Consider the following 17,496-nt stretch of genomic DNA (forward strand, 5'->3'; position numbering starts at 1 on the left):
ATCCTCGCTGATTACAGATCAATACCGCCGAAGGACATAAAGCCCAGCGACATGAGTCCTACGGTGATGAAAGTAATGCCCAGACCGCGCAGGCCGTCGGGAACATCGGAGTACTTCATCTTCTCGCGAATACCCGCCAAGGCGGTAATGGCCAGCGCCCAGCCCACACCGGAGCCCGCGCCGAACACCACACTCTCGGCAAAGTTGTAGTCGCGCTCTACCATAAACAGAGAGCCACCCAAGATGGCGCAGTTTACGGTAATCAGCGGCAGGAACACGCCCAGCGCGTTGTAGAGCGCGGGAACGTATTTATCCAGAACCATCTCCAGAATCTGCACCAGAGCGGCAATTACACCAATGTAGGTGATCAGGCCCAAAAAGCTCAGATCCACATTGGGCAAGCCGGCCCAAGCCAGTGCGCCATCGGCCAGTACATAGGTGTACAGCAGGTTATTGACCGGCACGGTAATGGTCTGCACCACAACCACGGCAATACCCAAGCCAAAAGCGGCGCCAATCTTTTTAGAGATGGCCAAAAAGGTACACATGCCCAGGAAGAAAGCCAGGGCCATGTTGTCGATAAAAATCGACCGAATAAACAGGCTTAAATAAGCTTCCACGGTTAGGCCTCCTTCGGCAGTGGCTTGGTGTTAGGTGCCATTTTGTAGTCGACCTCTTCCACTTGGTCTTTTTTCCAGGCGCGGATGCCCCAGATAAACAGACCGATCAAGAAGAAGGCGCTGGGTGGCAACAGCAACATACCGTTGGGGACGTACCAGCCGCCCTCGGTAGCCAGCGGCAAGATCTGGTAACCATACAGACTACCGGTGCCAAACAGCTCGCGGATAAATGCCAGACCCAGCAAAATGGCGCTGTAACCAAAACCGTTACCCACACCGTCTAAAAAGCTCGGCAGGGGTGGGTTTTTCATGGCGAAAGCTTCGGCGCGGCCCATTACGATACAGTTCGTAATAATCAGGCCCACGAACACTGACAACTGCTTGCTGATTTCGTAGGCGTAAGCCTTGAGCACCTGATCCACCACAATCACCAATGAGGCGATAATGGTCATCTGGATAATAATCCGGATATTACCCGGGGCGTGGTTGCGCACCAGCGAGACAAACAGGTTCGAGAAAGCCGTCACCGTGGTCAGCGCGATACACATAACAACGGTCACTTTCAAACTGCTGGTCACCGCCAAAGCCGAACAGATACCCAGAATTTGCAGCGCAATTGGGTTGTTCGAGAAAATTGGCGCGAATAAAAGCTCTTTTACTTTCATGGTCTTAGGCCTCCCCCTTCTTGAGGTTGGTCAAAAATGGCATGTAGCCCTCTTCACCTAACCAGAATTGAACCAGGTTAGCAACGCCACGGCTGGTCAAGGTAGCACCCGACAAACCGTCAACCTTGTGCTCGGCATCTTTGGTATCTGGGCCGACGGCACCTTTAATCACTGTCAGCTGAGCATTACCCTCTTCGTCGTAAACTTCTTTACCTTCCCACAGCGATTTCCAGTTGGGATTGTCCACTTCGCCGCCCAAGCCTGGGGTTTCACCATGCTCGTAAAAACCCAAACCTTTCACAGTGTTCAAGTCTTTTTCCAGGGCGACAAAGCCGTAAAGAGTTGACCAAAGGCCGTAACCGCGCACCGGCAGGACAATGGTTTCCAGACCATTGTCACCTTCAATCAGGTACACCAAGGCCACGTCTTCGCGACGACCGATTTTGGCAATATCCTGATCGGCGCTTAAGTCTTCCGACATGGAAGGATCTTTAGCCGCTTTACGCTGCTCGTAATCGGCAGGATCCACCTCGTCTGTGTAGGTGCCGGAATCCAGATCCACAGCGCGGGTAGTAACTCGCTCGCTGAACACTTCTTCAACGCTCTTGCCGTTCAGCTGGTCGGTCAGACCGGCGGCGGCAAGGATATTGCGTTTAAAGTCCAGCGATTTATTCACTTCCTGCACAGGGCGCAGGTACACGGCGGCGGTAGAAACCACCACCGAGCAGACGATGCACAGCAAAATGGTGACTATGAGCGTCTTTTTGATGGAATCGTTATTAGCCACGTGCCAACCTCCGCTTGATGTTTGCTCGTACAACCAGGTAATCAATCAGCGGGGCAAACAGGTTGGCAAACAAGATTGCCAGCATCATACCTTCTGGGAAGGCGGGGTTTACCACACGGATAATAATCACCATAAAGCCGATCAGGGCACCGAACCAATATTTACCGGTATCGGTCATAGACGCGGATACGGGGTCGGTCGCCATAAAGATCATGCCAAAGGCGAAGCCACCGATCACCATGTGCCAATACCAGGGCAAGGCAGTTGCCGGGTTGCTGGAGGCATCGCCAGTGACATTAAGCAGCAGCGTAGTGGCAATCATACCCAGCATTACGCCGGCTACAATGCGCCAGGAAGCAATGCCCATTACCAGCAGCACTGCGCCACCGATAAAGATTGCCAGGGTTGACGTCTCGCCGATACTGCCCTGAATGTTACCCAGGAACGCATCCATCCAGGTGAACTGGCTGGTGATCGCGTCCACACCGCCTTGCGCGGCTACCGACAGCGCCGTTGCGCCGGTGTAGCCATCCACAGCAGTCCACACACCATCGCCCGACATGCTGGCGGGATAAGCGAAGAACAAAAACGCACGGCCGGTCAGCGCCGGGTTCAAGAAGTTTTTACCGGTACCACCGAAGACTTCTTTACCCAGTACCACACCAAAGCTGATACCGAGAGCGGCGTACAGCAGCGGCAAATCCGGCGGGCAAATCAGCGCAAACAGCACCGAGGTCACAAAGAAACCTTCGTTGACTTCGTGACCGCGCACCGAGGCAAACAACACCTCCCAGAAACCGCCGACAATAAACACAACGGCATAAATGGGCAGGAAGTAAGCGGCGCCGTGTACCAGGCAGTCCCAGATGCTGTTGGGATCAAAGCCGGCAATCGCGCTGATCAGCGCAATGCGCCAGCCTTCACCGGCACCTGAGCCCATCTCGGCCAGAATAGTGTTGGCCTGATGACCGACGTTGTACATACCGAAGAACATCGCCGGAAAGGTACAAATCCACACGGTAATCATGATGCGCTTCAGGTCGAGACCGTCGCGCACATGGCTGGTGGTTTTAGTCACATTGGCGGGACGGAACAAGCCGGTATCGATCGCCTCGTACAGCGAGTACCACTTTTCCAGTTTGCCGCCTTTGTGAAAGTTCGGCTCGATTTTATCGAGATAATTACGCAAAAATTTCATACCTTAACCCTCCAGCTCGATACGGGTGAGGTTGTCGCGCAAAATCGGGCCGTATTCGTACTTACCCGGGCAGACAAACGTACACAGAGCCAGATCATCTTCGTCCAACTCAAGGCAGCCAAGCTGCTGAGCGGTTTCAGTGTCGCCCACAATTAACGCGCGCAGCAACTGAGTGGGAAGGATATCCAGCGGCATGACTTTCTCGTAAGCGCCAACCGGCACCATAGCGCGCTCACTACCAAAGGTGGTGGTGGTGAAGTTAAAGCGCTTGGACGGCATCAACTTAGACAGATAGATGTTCATTACCGAGAAGAAGTCGGTACCGGCGCGCAGGTAGTGCAGCATGGGACGATCGTCGCCCTCTTCCAGTACACTTACCTGAGTGTGATAGCGACCCAAGAAGGCGTAGGGGCCGTTAGCGGTACGACCGCCGAACACCGAACCGGAAATAACGCGGTTGTGATCGCCCTTCAGCTTACCGGCGGTCAGCTCATCAAGGCTGGCACCGACACAGGTGCGCACCAGCGCAGGCTCGTTAACCTGAGGCCCGGCAAGAGAAATAACACGCGAGGTTTCCAAGCGCCCTTCGCTGAACAAAATGCCCACGGCCACAACGTCTTGGTAGTTGATGGTCCAGACAAATTTGGTCGCGTTGACAGGGTCTAGGTGATGAATGTGCGTACCGGCGTTACCTGCGGGGTGAACACCACCGAACTCGTGCACTTCAATCTGGCCTTCAGCTTTGGCGGGAATATCCGCACCACCGGCTTTACAGACAAATACTTTGCCTTCGGTCAGGCGCGTCAACACTTTCAAGCCTTTGGCAAACGCGTCTTCCTGACCCTTCAAAACCACTTGCGGGTCGGCCGCCAGTGGATTGGTGTCTATCGCCGTGACGAAGATTGAATGGGGTTTGGCATCCAGTGCCGGAACCTTGCTGTAGGGGCGCGAGCGCAACGCTGTCCACAAACCCGCTGCATTTAGCTGGTCGCGAACCGCTTGGCCGTCCAGCGAGCCGAGCTCACTGTCGCTGTAACTTTGAAAGCTCTCGCTGTCATCGCCTTCTACATCGATAACAACAGACTGCAGCATGCGGCGCTCACCACGGTTAATGGCGGCAACGGTGCCTGCTGCAGGAGCGGTATATCTTACCCCTTCGGTTTTTTTATCGGTAAACAGAAGCTGTCCGAGCTTGACCTTATCACCCACGGCTACTTCCATGGTCGGCTTCATGCCGTGATAATCTGGGCCAATGACTGCCACAGAGCGAGCCTTGGGCCCATCTTTGATAGTCTGCTCGGGCGCACCGGATATAGGTAAATCCAATCCCCGACGAATCTTTATCATACGTCTCTGCCTAATCACTCGTTGGATTAATGACTTTGCACGGCCTGGTTGTAAGGCCGCAGTGTTGCGCTGGTGTCGTTCCAGCTGCTTCTATTGGGTTGAAGCTCAATCAATCGACGGCCGGGCGGTGGGATAGCGCAAAAACTCTACACAAGAACCCGAACTTTGGGGCATAACACCGAAAAAAACCAAGCTTGGTGGGCATTTTTCAGACGCAAAGTGTCCAACCGGCAAAAAAATCGCGGCAATTATAAAGATCGACGCCACTAAAGACCAGTGGCCCGGCACTTTTTTAGTGCCCTGGCACGTCTCACACAGCCCTGCATTTTTCCGAAAGCCGTCCGCGCCCTGCAAACTGAGCAGCCAAACTACAGGCGCGGGCCAAACAAAGGTACAATCGCGGCCTTTAGTTTTATGCCTACCCAGGGACTTACCGCCGAACCATGACACTTGCCGACCCTTTCGCCCCCGAGATCACCGCCCGCGCAGGCGAGCGCCGCCAGTGGGGGCAGCTGCCGGGAGGCGCCGCAGCGCTCACTCTCGCCAATGCCGCCAAGCGCCACAGTGGACTAAGTTTAGTCGTAACCAGCGATACAGCCAGTGCCCAGCGCCTGGAATCTGAATTGGCTTTTTTTTCCGGCAAAGATTTGCAAATTCTCCATCTGGCCGACTGGGAAACCCTGCCTTACGACAGCATATCGCCCCATCAAGACATTATTTCGCAAAGATTGCGCACCTTGTATCAATTGCCGAGTGTCACTCAAGGCATTTTAGTGGTGCCCGTCACCAGCCTGCTGCAAAGGCTGATGCCCAAAACCTACCTGATGGGCGGCAGCCTTATGTTAAAAGTCGGGGAAGCGCTTAACCCCGACACCCTGCGAGCCAATCTAACCCAGGCCGGCTACCGCACGGTAGATACTGTTTATGAGCACGGCGAGTACGCCGTGCGCGGCTCGCTGATCGACATTTTCCCGATGGGCAGCGAACAACCACTGCGTATCGATTTATTCGACGACGAAATCGACACTCTGCGTACCTTTGATCCAGACACGCAAATGACCGCAGATAAAATCGAAGCGCTTGAGTTGCTGCCCGCGCGCGAGTTCCCGCTGGATAAAAATGGCATTAGCGCGTTCAAGCAGCGCTGGCATCAGCGCTTTGACACAGATCCCAGCGCCTGCAGCGTTTACCGCGACGTGGGGGACGGCATCGCACCTCCTGGTATTGAGTACTATCTGCCGCTGTTTTTCGATCACTGTGACACGCTGTTTGACTACCTACCCCAAAATACCGTCGCCTACACGCTAGGTGATATCAACCAGGCATCCGAACGTTTTCTCAGCGAGCTGAAATCGCGCTACGACTCGCGCGGCGTAGACCCTACCCGCCCGCTGCTAAAACCAGAGGAGATTTACCTGCGCGAAGAAGAGCTGTTCGCAGGGCTCAAAGGTATCAGTCGCACCGCGCTGGCGAGCCATCCACTGGATGATGCCGCCGGCAATCGAAACTTCAGTTTTACACCACCGCCGTCACTGCCAGTGCAAGCGCAAAGCGAACACCCGTTAACGGCGCTGGAAGCGTTTCTAATGGAGTTTGACGGCCGGGTACTGTTCTGTGCCGAATCCGCCGGGCGCCGAGAAACCCTGCTGGAATTGTTATCTCGCATCCGCGTAAAACCCACAGAATTAGATAGCTGGCAAAGTTTTAGCGCGGGCAGCGAAACCCTGGCTATTACCGTAGGCGGTATTGATCAGGGACTCATTTGCACCTCTCCCAATCTGGCTTTAATTACCGAGAGCCAGTTATTTGGTGAGCGGGTACAGCAAACCCGCCGACGCCGCCAGAGCCAGGAAAACGCCGACAACGTCGTCAAAAACCTTACCGAGCTGCAAGTGGGCGCGCCTGTAGTGCATATCGACCACGGCGTAGGCCGGTATCGCGGCCTTGAAACCATTACCATCGAAAACGAAACCAACGAATTTTTAATGCTGGAGTACGCCGACGAGGCGAAGCTCTACGTGCCCGTTACCAGCTTGCACTTAATCAGCCGCTACAGCGGGGCCGATGAAAACGTCGCGCCCCTGCACAAGCTGGGCTCGGAGGCCTGGGGCAAAGCCAAGCGCAAAGCTGCCGAGCAAGTGCGCGATACCGCCGCAGAACTGCTCGACATTTACGCCAAGCGAGCGGCCCGCAAAGGCCTCGCCTTTGACGACCCCAAAGCCGATTATTTGGCCTTTTCAGCGGGCTTCCCCTTTGAAGAAACGCCCGATCAGCAGCTTGCCATTGATGCGGTGGTCAAAGACATGCTCTCACCGCAACCAATGGACCGACTGGTCTGTGGCGATGTGGGTTTTGGCAAAACCGAAGTCGCCATGCGCGCCGCCTTTGTCGCCGCCCACGGGGGTAAACAAGTCGCCATTCTCGCCCCCACCACCCTCCTGGCACAGCAGCATTTTGAATCGCTCAAAGATCGATTTGCCAGCTGGCCCTTTACCATCGAGGTAATGTCGCGGTTTCGCACCAGCAAAGAAGTCGATGCGGTGAAGGAGCGCCTAGCCGAAGGCAAGATTGATATCGTGGTAGGCACGCACAAGCTGATTCAGCCAGATATCAAGTACAAAGACCTGGGGCTACTAATCATCGATGAAGAGCACCGCTTTGGCGTGCGCCAAAAAGACCAGTTAAAAAAACTGCGCGCCGAGATTGATATTCTGACCCTCACCGCCACCCCGATTCCGCGCACATTAAACATGTCTATGGCGGGTATTCGCGATTTATCCATTATCGCCACCCCGCCGGCGCGGCGCTTAAGCGTCAAAACATTCGTACGCCAGCACGACGATGCGACGATCAAAGAAGCGATTCTGCGGGAGATTTTACGTGGCGGTCAGGTGTACTACCTGCATAACGAAGTAAAAAGCATTGAGCGCACCGCGCGCGCCTTGCAAGAGCTGGTGCCCGAGGCACGCATCGGCATAGGCCATGGCCAGATGCGCGAGCGCGAGCTGGAAAAAGTCATGTCGGATTTTTACCATAAGCGCTTCAACGTCATGGTGTGCAGTACCATTATTGAAACTGGCATCGATATACCCAGCGCTAACACCATTATTATTCACCGCGCCGACAAGTTTGGCCTGGCGCAGCTGCATCAGTTGCGCGGGCGCGTGGGCCGCTCCCACCACCAGGCCTACGCCTATTTGCTGACCCCCGAACGCCGCGCCATGACCAGTGATGCCATTAAGCGCTTGGAAGCCATTGCCAGCGCTGAAGACCTTGGGGCAGGTTTTACCCTGGCCACCCACGATATGGAAATACGCGGTGCCGGGGAGTTATTAGGCGACGAACAATCCGGACAGATTCAGACCGTGGGCTTTTCCATGTATATGGATATGCTGGATCGAGCCGTTAAAGCCCTGCGCTCTGGCAAGCAACCCAATATCGATGCACCTCTAGCCGACAACATTGACGTAAACCTGCGCATACCCGCGCTGATCCCCGACGATTATTTACCCGATGTACACACCCGCTTGGTGCTGTACAAACGCATAGCCGGTGCCGATAGCCAGGAGGCATTGCGCGAGCTGCAGGTAGAGATGATCGACCGTTTTGGTCTGCTACCGGAGCAGACCAAAAACCTGCTGCGAGTCACGGAAATCAAACTCGCCGCCGAAAAGTTGGGCATTGTTAAGCTCGAGGCATCCGCAGGCGGCGGCAAAGTCGAGTTTGGCCCTGAAGCACCAATAGACCCACTAAAGATTGTGCAAATGGTACAGAGCCAGCCACAGGTATTTTCACTGGCCGGCGCCAGCGGTCTGAGCTTTAGGATCCCTATGCCCGACGCCGAAGACCGCTTACAAAGAGTGAACGACCTTTTGGCCAGCCTGCATTAAATCGGGTTAGACTTGCCCATCGGCAAATAGGAAGACATTTATGATCGAGGTGAAAAAACTGGCCCGCGCCCTTGCCACCGCTATGGCAGCCATAACCATGACGGCGCCACACTGGACTCAAGCGCAAAGCAATCACGAGGGCTGGTATCAGGTAGAGATTATTGTTTACTCCCGCCCGCTGGACACCAGTGCAGAAACCTGGCCCGCTGACATCACCCTGGACTACCCGGTTAACTGGCAAGAACTGCGCGCCCCAGAGGCGGAAATGGCACGGCGCGAAGAGCGAGCCCGCAAACGACAAACCGAAGCACAAAACCCACAGACGAATTATTTCGGTGACGACAGCGCTACCGGCCAGCAAGCCACTGCAACAGCGATTGACGCACAGCAACCTCTCGCCGTTGAACCTGTCGATTTAGCCCGCGACGCCTTTTTCGAGCTGCCCGCCGACCAGCGTGGACTGAACGCCGTAGCCAACCGCGTTGCAGCCCAACCCGGCTTTGACATTCTGTTTCACGAAGCCTGGCGCCAGCGGGTAACCGCCGAAGCTTCGGCGCCCTGGGTACTCATTTCCGGGGGAGAGGCTTTTGGTGAGCACTTTGAGCTGGAAGGCAGCATTAATATCAATGTTTCTCGCTATCTACACGTTTTTACCGATTTGTGGTTTACCGAGTTTCAAATCAATACCGGGCAAAGTCGCAACCAGTGGCCCAGCCTGCCATTGAGCCCAGTGAAACGACTGCAACAATTAGAAGCGCAAAGCGCTGTGGATATTGACTACTCCAACCTGATGGCCGATGCGGTGCAAACCCGCCCTGAAGATACCTTAATGGAGTTTTTAGAGGCGCCCTATCTGCCCGCGCGAATTGTTAAACTGGAGCAGCAGCGGCGTATGCGCAGTAGCGAATTGCACCACCTGGATCACCCGCGCTTGGGTATGCTGGTAAAAATCACGCCTTACGAGCGCCCTGCAGAGTCGACAGCAGCGCCTAAGGAAAGCAATGAGCCATCGCCAGCCGGGCCCTAGAGCCCGGCACAGACTAAAGCAGAATTTTTAAAGCTGAATCACATCATCGGCCTGCAGACCTTTATCGCCCTGCTGCACCGAAAACTCCACATTCTGACCTTCAGACAGAGAGCGGTAACCCTCGCCGCGAATATTGCGGTAGTGGACGAACACATCCTCGCTGCCCTCACCACGGGTAATAAACCCGTAGCCGCGCGCGTTATTAAACCATTTAACCGTACCGGATAGACGATCAGACATATTTCAACCTCATTATTTTTATGTACAGCGACTCCTGTCGGAGCGCGGCCCCCACAGCCGCAGTACGAATTTGTACTGCATTGAGCGCAAATTGTCCACTTTGTCGACGCCAGCGCCGAATAAATTGCTCAATAATCAGAAAATTCGCACACTTATGCGTTAGAGGGCAAATATACCAGGTGCATTGCGATCCCGCTCAGCGTTGTCCATACCAAAGCCGTACACATAGCGGTCGGGAACCTGTAAGCCCAGGTAATCTGCGGCTACCAGCGCCGGCTGCGGCAGCTGCTTATGAGCCAAGACGGCGGTGGCGACGCTTGAGGCCTGACACTCAAGGCAGTACTTGACCACCTCGCGCAAGGTTATCCCCTGATCCAGAATATCATCCACGATCAGCAGATCGCGGCCGGACAAATCCGTTTGGGGTTTAGCCAGCCAGCGAAGTTGATCGGCGGCGCTGTTGTCGCGATAACGGCTCGCATGCAGGTAATCTACCTCAACCGGCACCGTTAATTTGGGCAGTAATGCCCCGGCAGTAACCAGTGCGCCCTTTAACAGCACCAGCACAAGTAAAGGTTGTAATTGATCAGCGTAATCGGCGTTAATCTGGGCGGCCATGGAATCGAGCGCCGCATCGATCTCTGCCAAGTTGTATAAACACTCGGGCTGACTCATGAACTCTCCGATTGAGCGGCACCAACTTGTGGTAGCTGTTGCGCAGCAGCCAAATGCAAAGTGCGTGTTGGAAAGGCGCATTCTGCACCATGCTGCTCCACAATCTGAATAATACGCAGCAATACATCCTGCTTTACTTTGTGAAAGTGCACCCAATTAATAGTCTTGGTAAAGGTGTAGACAAAAAAGTTTAACGACGAATCGGCAAACTCATTAAAGTTTACAATCAAGGTTTGATCGGTATCGATCTCTTCGTGGCTCTGCAGCATTTCACGCACATCATCCACAATCGCCGGCAGCTTACCGGCATCCTCATAACGAACTCCGATAGTCTCGTAGATCCGGCGGTTTAGCATGCGCGACGGGTTCTCAACCGAAATATGGGTAAAGGTCTGGTTTGGCACGTACAGCGGACGCTTGTCGAAGGTACGAATGCGGGTCAAGCGCAGGCCAATTTCTTCTACAGTGCCTTCGATATTCTGATCTGGCGAACGAACCCAGTCTCCCACTTTGAAGGGTCTGTCGAGATAAATCATTAAGCTGCCAAAAAAATTGGCCAGCAGATCCTTCGCCGCGAAACCTACAGCAATACCACCAATACCGCCAAATGCCAGAACCCCGGAGACGCTGTACCCCAAAGATTGCAACAGCACCAGCGCTGCGGTGATTACAATGGAAATACGCAGCAACTTCCCTACCGCCATCACCGTGGTAGGATCGGCAGGTTTACCGTCGTCGGGGGCGAGGAAGTTCTGCTCGCCATATTTAACTAAACGAACTAAAAACCAGGTAAGCAGGACAATAATACCGATGCGCAACACCTGGTCGGCGTATTCCAACAGTGAATCCTCGGTCACATCGTGCGCCAGCTCTGCCGCCCACGACAAACCCACCAGCCATATCAACCAGCGCAGCGGTGCTATGGCAGCCTCTACCAGGGTGTCATCCCAGCGGGTGTGAGTTTTATGGGCGTGCTTAAGCAGGGTATTGAGAATACTGCGGACAAAAGTCGCCAAGACCAAGGTCGCTAAAACAACGGCGAAAACCTGCACCAACCACAAACTCTCACTTCTCGACAGACCTGAAATCCAAGCTTCCATAACGACTTGTGTTCCTCTACGACTTAACCCAACCAGGGCTTGTATTGTTTTTGCAGTCGCGGTGACTACGCTCGATTTTGCAGGCAGAAGTATACATGCCGTCAGGCGCAGCAGCGAGACTATCGGCAGCCTCGCTGATCTTTGGCCATACCTCGCGAGAAAACTGTTGCACGCACCAAACAACTGTATATAATCACAGACACTGTATAACCAAACAGTACACCCAGACAGGACACAGGGAACCGCTATGCAAAATCTAACCAACCGGCAGCAACAGGTATTAGAACTGATAAAAAGCTATGCCGACGAGACAGGTTACCCCCCTACCCGAGCCGAGATTGCCCGTATGTTGGGTTATAAATCGGCCAATGCCGCTGAAGAACACATTAAAGCTCTGGCCCGCAAAGGCGCCATTGAGCTGATTCCCGGCGCCTCCCGCGGTATCCGCCTACCCGAAGCCCAGGCGGGGCTGCCAATTGTGGGGCGCGTCGCTGCCGGTAACCCGATACTCGCGCAGGAACATATTGAAGATTACTGCAATATTCCGGCTAATTTCTTTCACCCACAGGCGCATTTTTTCCTCAGCGTTAAAGGCATGAGCATGAAAGATGCCGGCATTTTGGATGGTGACCTGCTGGCCGTACACAGAACCGACCAAGTTCACAACGGCCAGATTGTAGTAGCCCGGATTGACGATGAAGTAACCGTAAAGCGGTTTAAGCGTGAAGGTAATCGAGCACAGGTTGAGCTGTTACCGGAAAACCCGGATTTTGACGTGATTCATGTGGATTTGCGCGATCAAAGCTTTGCCATCGAAGGGCTCAGTGTAGGAGTGATACGCCGTGACTAAATTTAATACCGTTCAACCTATCGCCCAACCAGATAGCGGCCTGACCGAGCTGGTACTGACACAGGGAGCCGGCCAGTCCTGGCACATGGTGCTGCCCATGATCGCCCACCTCAGCCATCAATGTGACCAGCGCTGGTTGACCTGGGTGACCCGCGAACCCGTACCCAGCCATCTGCTGGCACAGTTTAACGTCGATACTTCACACCTGCGCCTGGTGCACTGCAAAGACGACGAGCAGCAATTGTGGGTCAGCTGGGACGCCCTGGCACTGGGCAATAGCCATACAGTGATCGCAAGCCCGGGGAAACTTAACAGACAGGAATTTGCGCAATTGGAAAGAGCCGCTCAACTCGGCGCATGCCAGGGTTTACTGATTCGCGAGCGCTGACCCGAAGCGACCAACTCCCGCAGCTTTGTTCATGCACTAAAGATATAAATAAGAGAACAGAGGCCAAGAAACTCTGATGAGCGGCGAAGTTAATGGAGTGTGCGCTTATTGTAAACGTCAACTTGGCCCTCTTCGGCCATGGATTCCTCAGGTTCGGCATCGGCTAAATCACCAGCCGCTTCCATACCCGCCTCAATCATGGCCTTGGCAATATCAAATTTGCCTTCGCGCATAAAAGACAATGACTCGGTAGAGAATTTTATACACAGCAGCGGCTCGCCCTCTTCGTCGGCACGCTGTAATACCACGTCGCCATTGGCTAATTCGACAATTTCATACAGGGATGCTGACATACGATCTCCGCCCGCGCTCACTCCGGGTCTGCAATTCAAACTCAAGCCCACCAGTTTAACAGCATTTTGCGGCACAATAAATGCACAATTTAACGCTGTAGAAAATATGAGCAGGGGTTTCGCACAGGCGGCCCGATCAAAAAAGCCCGTTGCGGGGTTAGCACTCCAGGCTGTTATCGCGCTGGCGCTCAATCAAAGCCTGAAACTCACTGCAGAGGCAGGCTAGACTGTCTAGGGTTAATTCGCCCAGCTGTGGCGCATCTAGGTTAGCAAGTGGAATCATGCCTGGTTCCTGCTCTTTTTCAGGCAGCGCCCAGACAGCTTGATAATGCCCTTTCAGCTCGTAGAGCCAACTCCCCTTGCTGGTAACTAAATTACTCAGCTCTTGTAATTCGGCCGACGTTTTACCCTGTTGGGAGAGCGCCTGAATAGCTGTGGCCTCGTCCTCCAATGCCGCCAGGTTTTTTACCCCGTAGGTGTTGCTCAGCTCGCGAACATAATGGTGGTAACCGCACATTAAATGAAACAAGCAGGCATCTATTAAGGCTTTGTGATGCACTTGGTTACGACTACTGGGGGCATCTTGCAACAGCGCCCGGCAGCAAGCCAGGCGCTGATTAACCAGAGATACCAGTGAAACTGCCATAGATTGTCCTATTTATTCGGCATCCACTTACCGCCAGTGTAAAAAGCCTTCCAACCGGTGGCTTTGCCATCCACTTCAGACTGCACATACTGCTCTTTGGTCTTGCGGCTGAAACGGACCACCGTGGGCACACCGTCCGGATCTTCTGTGGGAGCGGAAAACAAAAAGGTGTATTTGGGATCAATCTCTTTTTTGTGAGGCAATAACTCGCTGACCAAGGGGGCGCGGGTTTCGCGGTTTTTGGGGAAGCCACTGGCGGCCAAAAACAAGCCCGAAGCACCGTCGCGCAGTACGTAGGTGTCGTCCACCTTCTGGCACTGCAACTCCGGCATAGGCACAGGGTCCATTTTCGGTGGCGCGGCCTCGCCATTTTTAAGCAGTTTGCGGGTGTTTTTACACTCTTCGTTAGTGCAGCCAAAGTATTTGCCAAAGCGCCCAGTTTTTAGCTGCATCTCACTGCCGCATTTGTCGCACTCAAGGGTTGGTCCCTCATAGCCTTTAAGCTTGAAAGTGCCCTGCTCCACTTCGTAGCCGGGGCAATCTGGATTATTCCCGCAGATATGTAATTTGCGTTTCTCATCCAGTAAATAGCTGTCCATGGCGCTATTACACAACTTGCAACGACGCTTGGAGCGCAATTGCCGGGATTCGGCTTCTTCGTCCGCCTCCACATCTACCGCTTCGTCGCCCGAGACCAGGTTCATGGTATTTTTGCAGCGCTCTTTCGGCGGTAAGGCATAACCAGAGCAACCTAAAAACACTCCCGTAGAGCCGGTGCGAATCTGCATCGGACGCCCGCATTTGTTGCACTCAATGTCTGTATCGGTAGGCGCGTTGGTACGCATGCCGCCGCGCTCTTTGCTCTGCGCCTGCTGCAACTTTTTAATAAAGTCAGCGTAGAACTCGTCCAGCAAATCGCGCCAGTTTTTGCCGCCTTCGGCCACCACATCCAGAGATTGCTCCATGCTGGCGGTAAACCCATAGTCCATTAAATCTTCAAAGCTTTCATTCAAGCGTTCGGTGACAATATCACCCATTTTCTCGGCGTAAAAACGGCGGTTCTCTACCCGCACATAGCCGCGATCTTGAATCGTAGAGATAATAGACGCGTAAGTTGAAGGTCGGCCTATGCCGCGTTTTTCCAGCTCTTTTACCAGGCTCGCCTCACTGTAGCGAGCCGGCGGCTTAGTAAAGTGCTGCGATGGGTCGAGCTTTTGCAGTGGCAGCAAATCACCCACCGCAACCTCCGGCAATACCACATCTTCATCTTTTTTGCTGATAGAGGGCATCACCTTGGTAAAACCGTCAAAGCGGATAACTCTACCGCGAGTGCGCAACTCATAGTCACCTGCCACAACGGTAATATTGGTGCTGGTGTACTGCGCCGGACTCATCTGACAGGCCACAAACTGCGCCCAAATTAGGGCGTATAGCCGCTCGGCATCGCGGTCCATATTCTGCAGCTGCGTGGGCATTACCGTAACACTGGAGGGGCGTATAGCTTCGTGAGCCTCCTGCGCCCCCTCTTTGCTGGAATACACATTGGGCGATTCGGGCAGATATTTTTTGCCAAACTCCTCAGCAATATAATCGCGACATGAGGCTACAGCCTCCTGACTCAAGTTGGTGGAGTCAGTACGCATGTAAGTGATGTAGCCGGCCTCGTACAAGCGCTGCGCCAGCATCATGGTTTTTTTCACCCCGAAGCTCAGGCGAGTACTGGCGGCCTGCTGCAGGGTGGAGGTGATAAACGGTGCTGACGGTTTAGACTGAGTTGGCTTATCTTCCCGCGCCTTGACCTCATAACTGGCGTCTTTGAGATCGCTCACCGCGGCCATGGCGTCGGTTTCATTGCCGGGACGGAAGACCTCTCCGCCTTTCTTTTTTACCTCAAAACGAACGTTATCGCCGCTTTTTGCCGCCAAGTCAGCAAAAATGTTCCAGTATTCCTCGGGAATAAATGCGCGAATTTCACGTTCGCGCTCCACCACCAACTTGGCAGCCACAGATTGAACGCGCCCGGCAGAAAGACCGCGGGCAATTTTTTCCCACAGCAGTGGCGACACCATATAGCCCACTACGCGATCGAGGAAGCGACGCGCCTGCTGAGCATTGACTCGATCCTGATCAATAGGCCCTGGAGCTTTAAAGGCATTTTGAATGGCTGACTTGGTGATTTCGTTAAACACCACCCGGCGAAAACGCTCGTCATCACCGCCAATAGCCTCGCGCAAGTGCCAGGCAATAGCCTCTCCTTCGCGGTCCAAATCCGTTGCTAAGTACACGGTATCGGCCTTTTCGGCCAACTGTTTCAGTTCGCTAACGACCTTTTCTTTGCCCGGCAGGATCTCGTAATGCGCATCCCAGCCGTGCTCCGGGTCTATCCCCATACGATTAATCAGCTGCTTGTGCGCTTTTTCGGCCTGGTACTTTGCTTTCTCATCCGGCGACATTTTGCGGGTTTTGGCCGCCTGCTTGGCTCGCTCTTTAGGATCGGTTTTTTTAGCGCTGCCACTGGTGGGCAAATCGCGAATATGACCTACGCTGGACTTGACGATAAAATCCCGGCCGAGATATTTGTTGATGGTTTTCGCTTTGGCTGGCGACTCTACAATTACCAGAGATTTACCCATATGCGCTCAATATTCCTTGTCTCATTCGGTCAGAAGTTGCGCTTTTGCGTCTAAAGCGTAGGCGGTGCTCAGGCCTTCAACAAGCCAAACGGCCGCCGCGAGGTGGGCATATATAAGTCCTGCGAGAGCCAGGGTCAAGCGAGCAGCGATGAATTTTTTCTCCCTGCAGGTGAAAAAATGGTATTTTATACGCCATATAAGCGGGACTTTTGCCACCGCCGCAACAAAGGGTATTGAAGCCCTATCCCACTGAAATACATATAATTTCTGCAATCAATTGAGCGAGCCAAGCGAGCCCATTGAGATTAAAAATGAAAAAAGCGCAATTTTTTAGGAATTTTCAATGACTGCACTGGCGCTCATTGCACTTATCACCATTGCACTAGTGGCGCTCGCAGCGGTTAACGCAATTAATGTTCGCCAGCAGCAGCTCAAGCAATTGGCGCGTCGGCGCGAGCAGCTTTATCAAACTCTGGAACAGACCGAAGAAGCCCTGGAAGCCTGTTTGCAAGCCGTGGAAAGCACCGCTACATGCAGCGAGATTGCGCGTGAAAAATGCGCGCTTCTGGAAGCGCTGCTAGAGACTGAACAACAAAACCCGGAACCTCTGAAAACGCGCCTGGCGAAAGCTCAGGCGCAACTGCAGCAGCTGAGCTCTGGACTTTCCGAGCGCGAGCTAAACCGTTTGTGCCACAGCGACTCCGAAATCAAAATGCTTCAGGGCAAACTCCTGCACGCCTTGCGCCACATACAACGCCGCCACGCAGAGAACCACTTAACACCTGAAAAATACCTGGAACACTGCAATCAGATCGAGTGGGCGAGGCTGATGATAAGCGTATTATCGCTGGTGGGAGCAGGCTACTTGGCCAGAGATAATGAGCAGCAAATCAGTGCTATCAATTACTTTCGCAAGGCCCAGGAGCTACTACAGGGCTCGCAGCACCCAGACTCCAGACGCCTACCTCTGATTCGCGAAATAAGCCAGCTGATGCAACAGAATATTCTTTATCTTAGCGACGAATTCTTTCCCGAGTACACCAGCGAGCTCACCGAGCAAGTCGCAGAGTAAGCGAC

General features: G+C 53.8%; 16 protein-coding genes. 5 read left to right on the forward strand and 11 right to left on the reverse strand.

The genetic code is table 11. The features are described 5' to 3' along the window. Positions 1–11 precede the first annotated feature (11 nt). The 5 genes from nqrE to NHM04_RS03810 are packed head-to-tail and all read right to left on the reverse strand — an operon-like array spanning position 12 to position 4,617. Positions 12–620, reverse strand: a complete 609-nt coding sequence (gene nqrE / locus NHM04_RS03790; RefSeq protein ID WP_020210382.1) for an NADH:ubiquinone reductase (Na(+)-transporting) subunit E — start codon at positions 618–620, stop codon at positions 12–14. Positions 621–622: 2 nt separating this feature from the next. Further along, entirely contained in the window at positions 623–1,285 is a 663-nt protein-coding gene (locus tag NHM04_RS03795; RefSeq protein WP_020210383.1) for an NADH:ubiquinone reductase (Na(+)-transporting) subunit D, read from the reverse strand. Positions 1,286–1,289: 4 nt separating this feature from the next. Continuing rightward, positions 1,290–2,072 (reverse strand): Na(+)-translocating NADH-quinone reductase subunit C, encoded by a 783-nt coding sequence (locus NHM04_RS03800; RefSeq protein ID WP_020210384.1) that lies wholly within the window; start codon positions 2,070–2,072, stop codon positions 1,290–1,292. Beyond that, on the reverse strand, positions 2,065–3,270 hold the full coding sequence (locus NHM04_RS03805; RefSeq protein WP_254265719.1) for an NADH:ubiquinone reductase (Na(+)-transporting) subunit B: 1,206 nt from the start codon (positions 3,268–3,270) through the stop codon (positions 2,065–2,067). Before NHM04_RS03805 ends, NHM04_RS03800 begins: the two co-directional genes overlap by 8 nt. A 3-nt stretch (positions 3,271–3,273) precedes the next feature. Further along, positions 3,274–4,617 carry a Na(+)-translocating NADH-quinone reductase subunit A gene (locus tag NHM04_RS03810; protein ID WP_254265720.1) on the reverse strand — a complete coding sequence of 448 codons (1,344 nt, stop codon included), beginning with the start codon at positions 4,615–4,617 and terminating at the stop codon, positions 3,274–3,276. A gap of 443 nt (positions 4,618–5,060) precedes the next feature. Between NHM04_RS03810 and mfd the strand changes: the two genes are divergently transcribed. Next, positions 5,061–8,507 (forward strand): transcription-repair coupling factor, encoded by a 3,447-nt coding sequence (mfd, locus tag NHM04_RS03815; protein WP_254265721.1) that lies wholly within the window; start codon positions 5,061–5,063, stop codon positions 8,505–8,507. A 40-nt stretch (positions 8,508–8,547) separates the two neighbouring features. Next, positions 8,548–9,534, forward strand: coding sequence for a CsiV family protein (locus NHM04_RS03820; RefSeq protein WP_254265722.1), 987 nt, complete (start codon positions 8,548–8,550; stop codon positions 9,532–9,534). Positions 9,535–9,561: 27 nt separating this feature from the next. Here the strand turns inward: NHM04_RS03820 and NHM04_RS03825 are convergent, their stop codons facing one another. From NHM04_RS03825 to NHM04_RS03835, 3 genes are all read right to left on the reverse strand, one after another. Next, the gene (locus tag NHM04_RS03825; RefSeq protein WP_254265723.1) at positions 9,562–9,774 is read right to left on the reverse strand and encodes a cold-shock protein; all 213 of its coding nucleotides are present in this window, start codon (positions 9,772–9,774) and stop codon (positions 9,562–9,564) included. 159 nt (positions 9,775–9,933) lie between these two features. Next, positions 9,934–10,449, reverse strand: a complete 516-nt coding sequence (locus NHM04_RS03830) for a hypoxanthine-guanine phosphoribosyltransferase (protein WP_254265724.1) — start codon at positions 10,447–10,449, stop codon at positions 9,934–9,936. Beyond that, complete coding sequence (locus NHM04_RS03835; protein ID WP_254265725.1) at positions 10,446–11,549, reverse strand: mechanosensitive ion channel family protein; 1,104 nt, start codon at positions 11,547–11,549, stop codon at positions 10,446–10,448. The genes NHM04_RS03830 and NHM04_RS03835 overlap by 4 nt, the downstream gene beginning before the upstream one ends. 247 nt (positions 11,550–11,796) lie before the next feature. Here NHM04_RS03835 and lexA point away from each other — a divergent pair, with 247 nt between their 5' ends. Both lexA and NHM04_RS03845 read left to right on the forward strand, forming a co-directional pair. Next, positions 11,797–12,399: a transcriptional repressor LexA gene (gene lexA, locus NHM04_RS03840; RefSeq protein ID WP_254265726.1), complete on the forward strand. Its 603-nt coding sequence runs from the start codon at positions 11,797–11,799 to the stop codon at positions 12,397–12,399. Beyond that, the gene (locus tag NHM04_RS03845; protein ID WP_254265727.1) at positions 12,392–12,787 is read left to right on the forward strand and encodes a cell division inhibitor SulA; all 396 of its coding nucleotides are present in this window, start codon (positions 12,392–12,394) and stop codon (positions 12,785–12,787) included. The genes lexA and NHM04_RS03845 overlap by 8 nt, the downstream gene beginning before the upstream one ends. Positions 12,788–12,876: 89 nt before the next feature. On the opposite strand, the gene NHM04_RS03850 is transcribed toward NHM04_RS03845, so the two are convergent. The 3 genes from NHM04_RS03850 to topA form a co-directional block, all read right to left on the reverse strand. Continuing rightward, positions 12,877–13,140 carry a hypothetical protein gene (locus tag NHM04_RS03850; RefSeq protein WP_254265728.1) on the reverse strand — a complete coding sequence of 88 codons (264 nt, stop codon included), beginning with the start codon at positions 13,138–13,140 and terminating at the stop codon, positions 12,877–12,879. A gap of 157 nt (positions 13,141–13,297) precedes the next feature. Then, positions 13,298–13,786, reverse strand: coding sequence for a DUF6586 family protein (locus NHM04_RS03855; protein ID WP_254265729.1), 489 nt, complete (start codon positions 13,784–13,786; stop codon positions 13,298–13,300). A gap of 8 nt (positions 13,787–13,794) precedes the next feature. Continuing rightward, a complete protein-coding gene (topA, locus tag NHM04_RS03860) occupies positions 13,795–16,419 on the reverse strand; it encodes a type I DNA topoisomerase (RefSeq protein ID WP_254265730.1) in 2,625 nt (874 codons plus the stop codon). Between the two features lie 343 nt (positions 16,420–16,762). Here topA and NHM04_RS03865 point away from each other — a divergent pair, with 343 nt between their 5' ends. Then, positions 16,763–17,491 carry a hypothetical protein gene (locus tag NHM04_RS03865; protein WP_254265731.1) on the forward strand — a complete coding sequence of 243 codons (729 nt, stop codon included), beginning with the start codon at positions 16,763–16,765 and terminating at the stop codon, positions 17,489–17,491. The last annotated feature ends 5 nt before the right edge of the window (positions 17,492–17,496 follow it).

The organism is Gilvimarinus sp. DA14, assembly GCF_024204685.1.
Classification (GTDB): domain Bacteria; phylum Pseudomonadota; class Gammaproteobacteria; order Pseudomonadales; family Cellvibrionaceae; genus Gilvimarinus.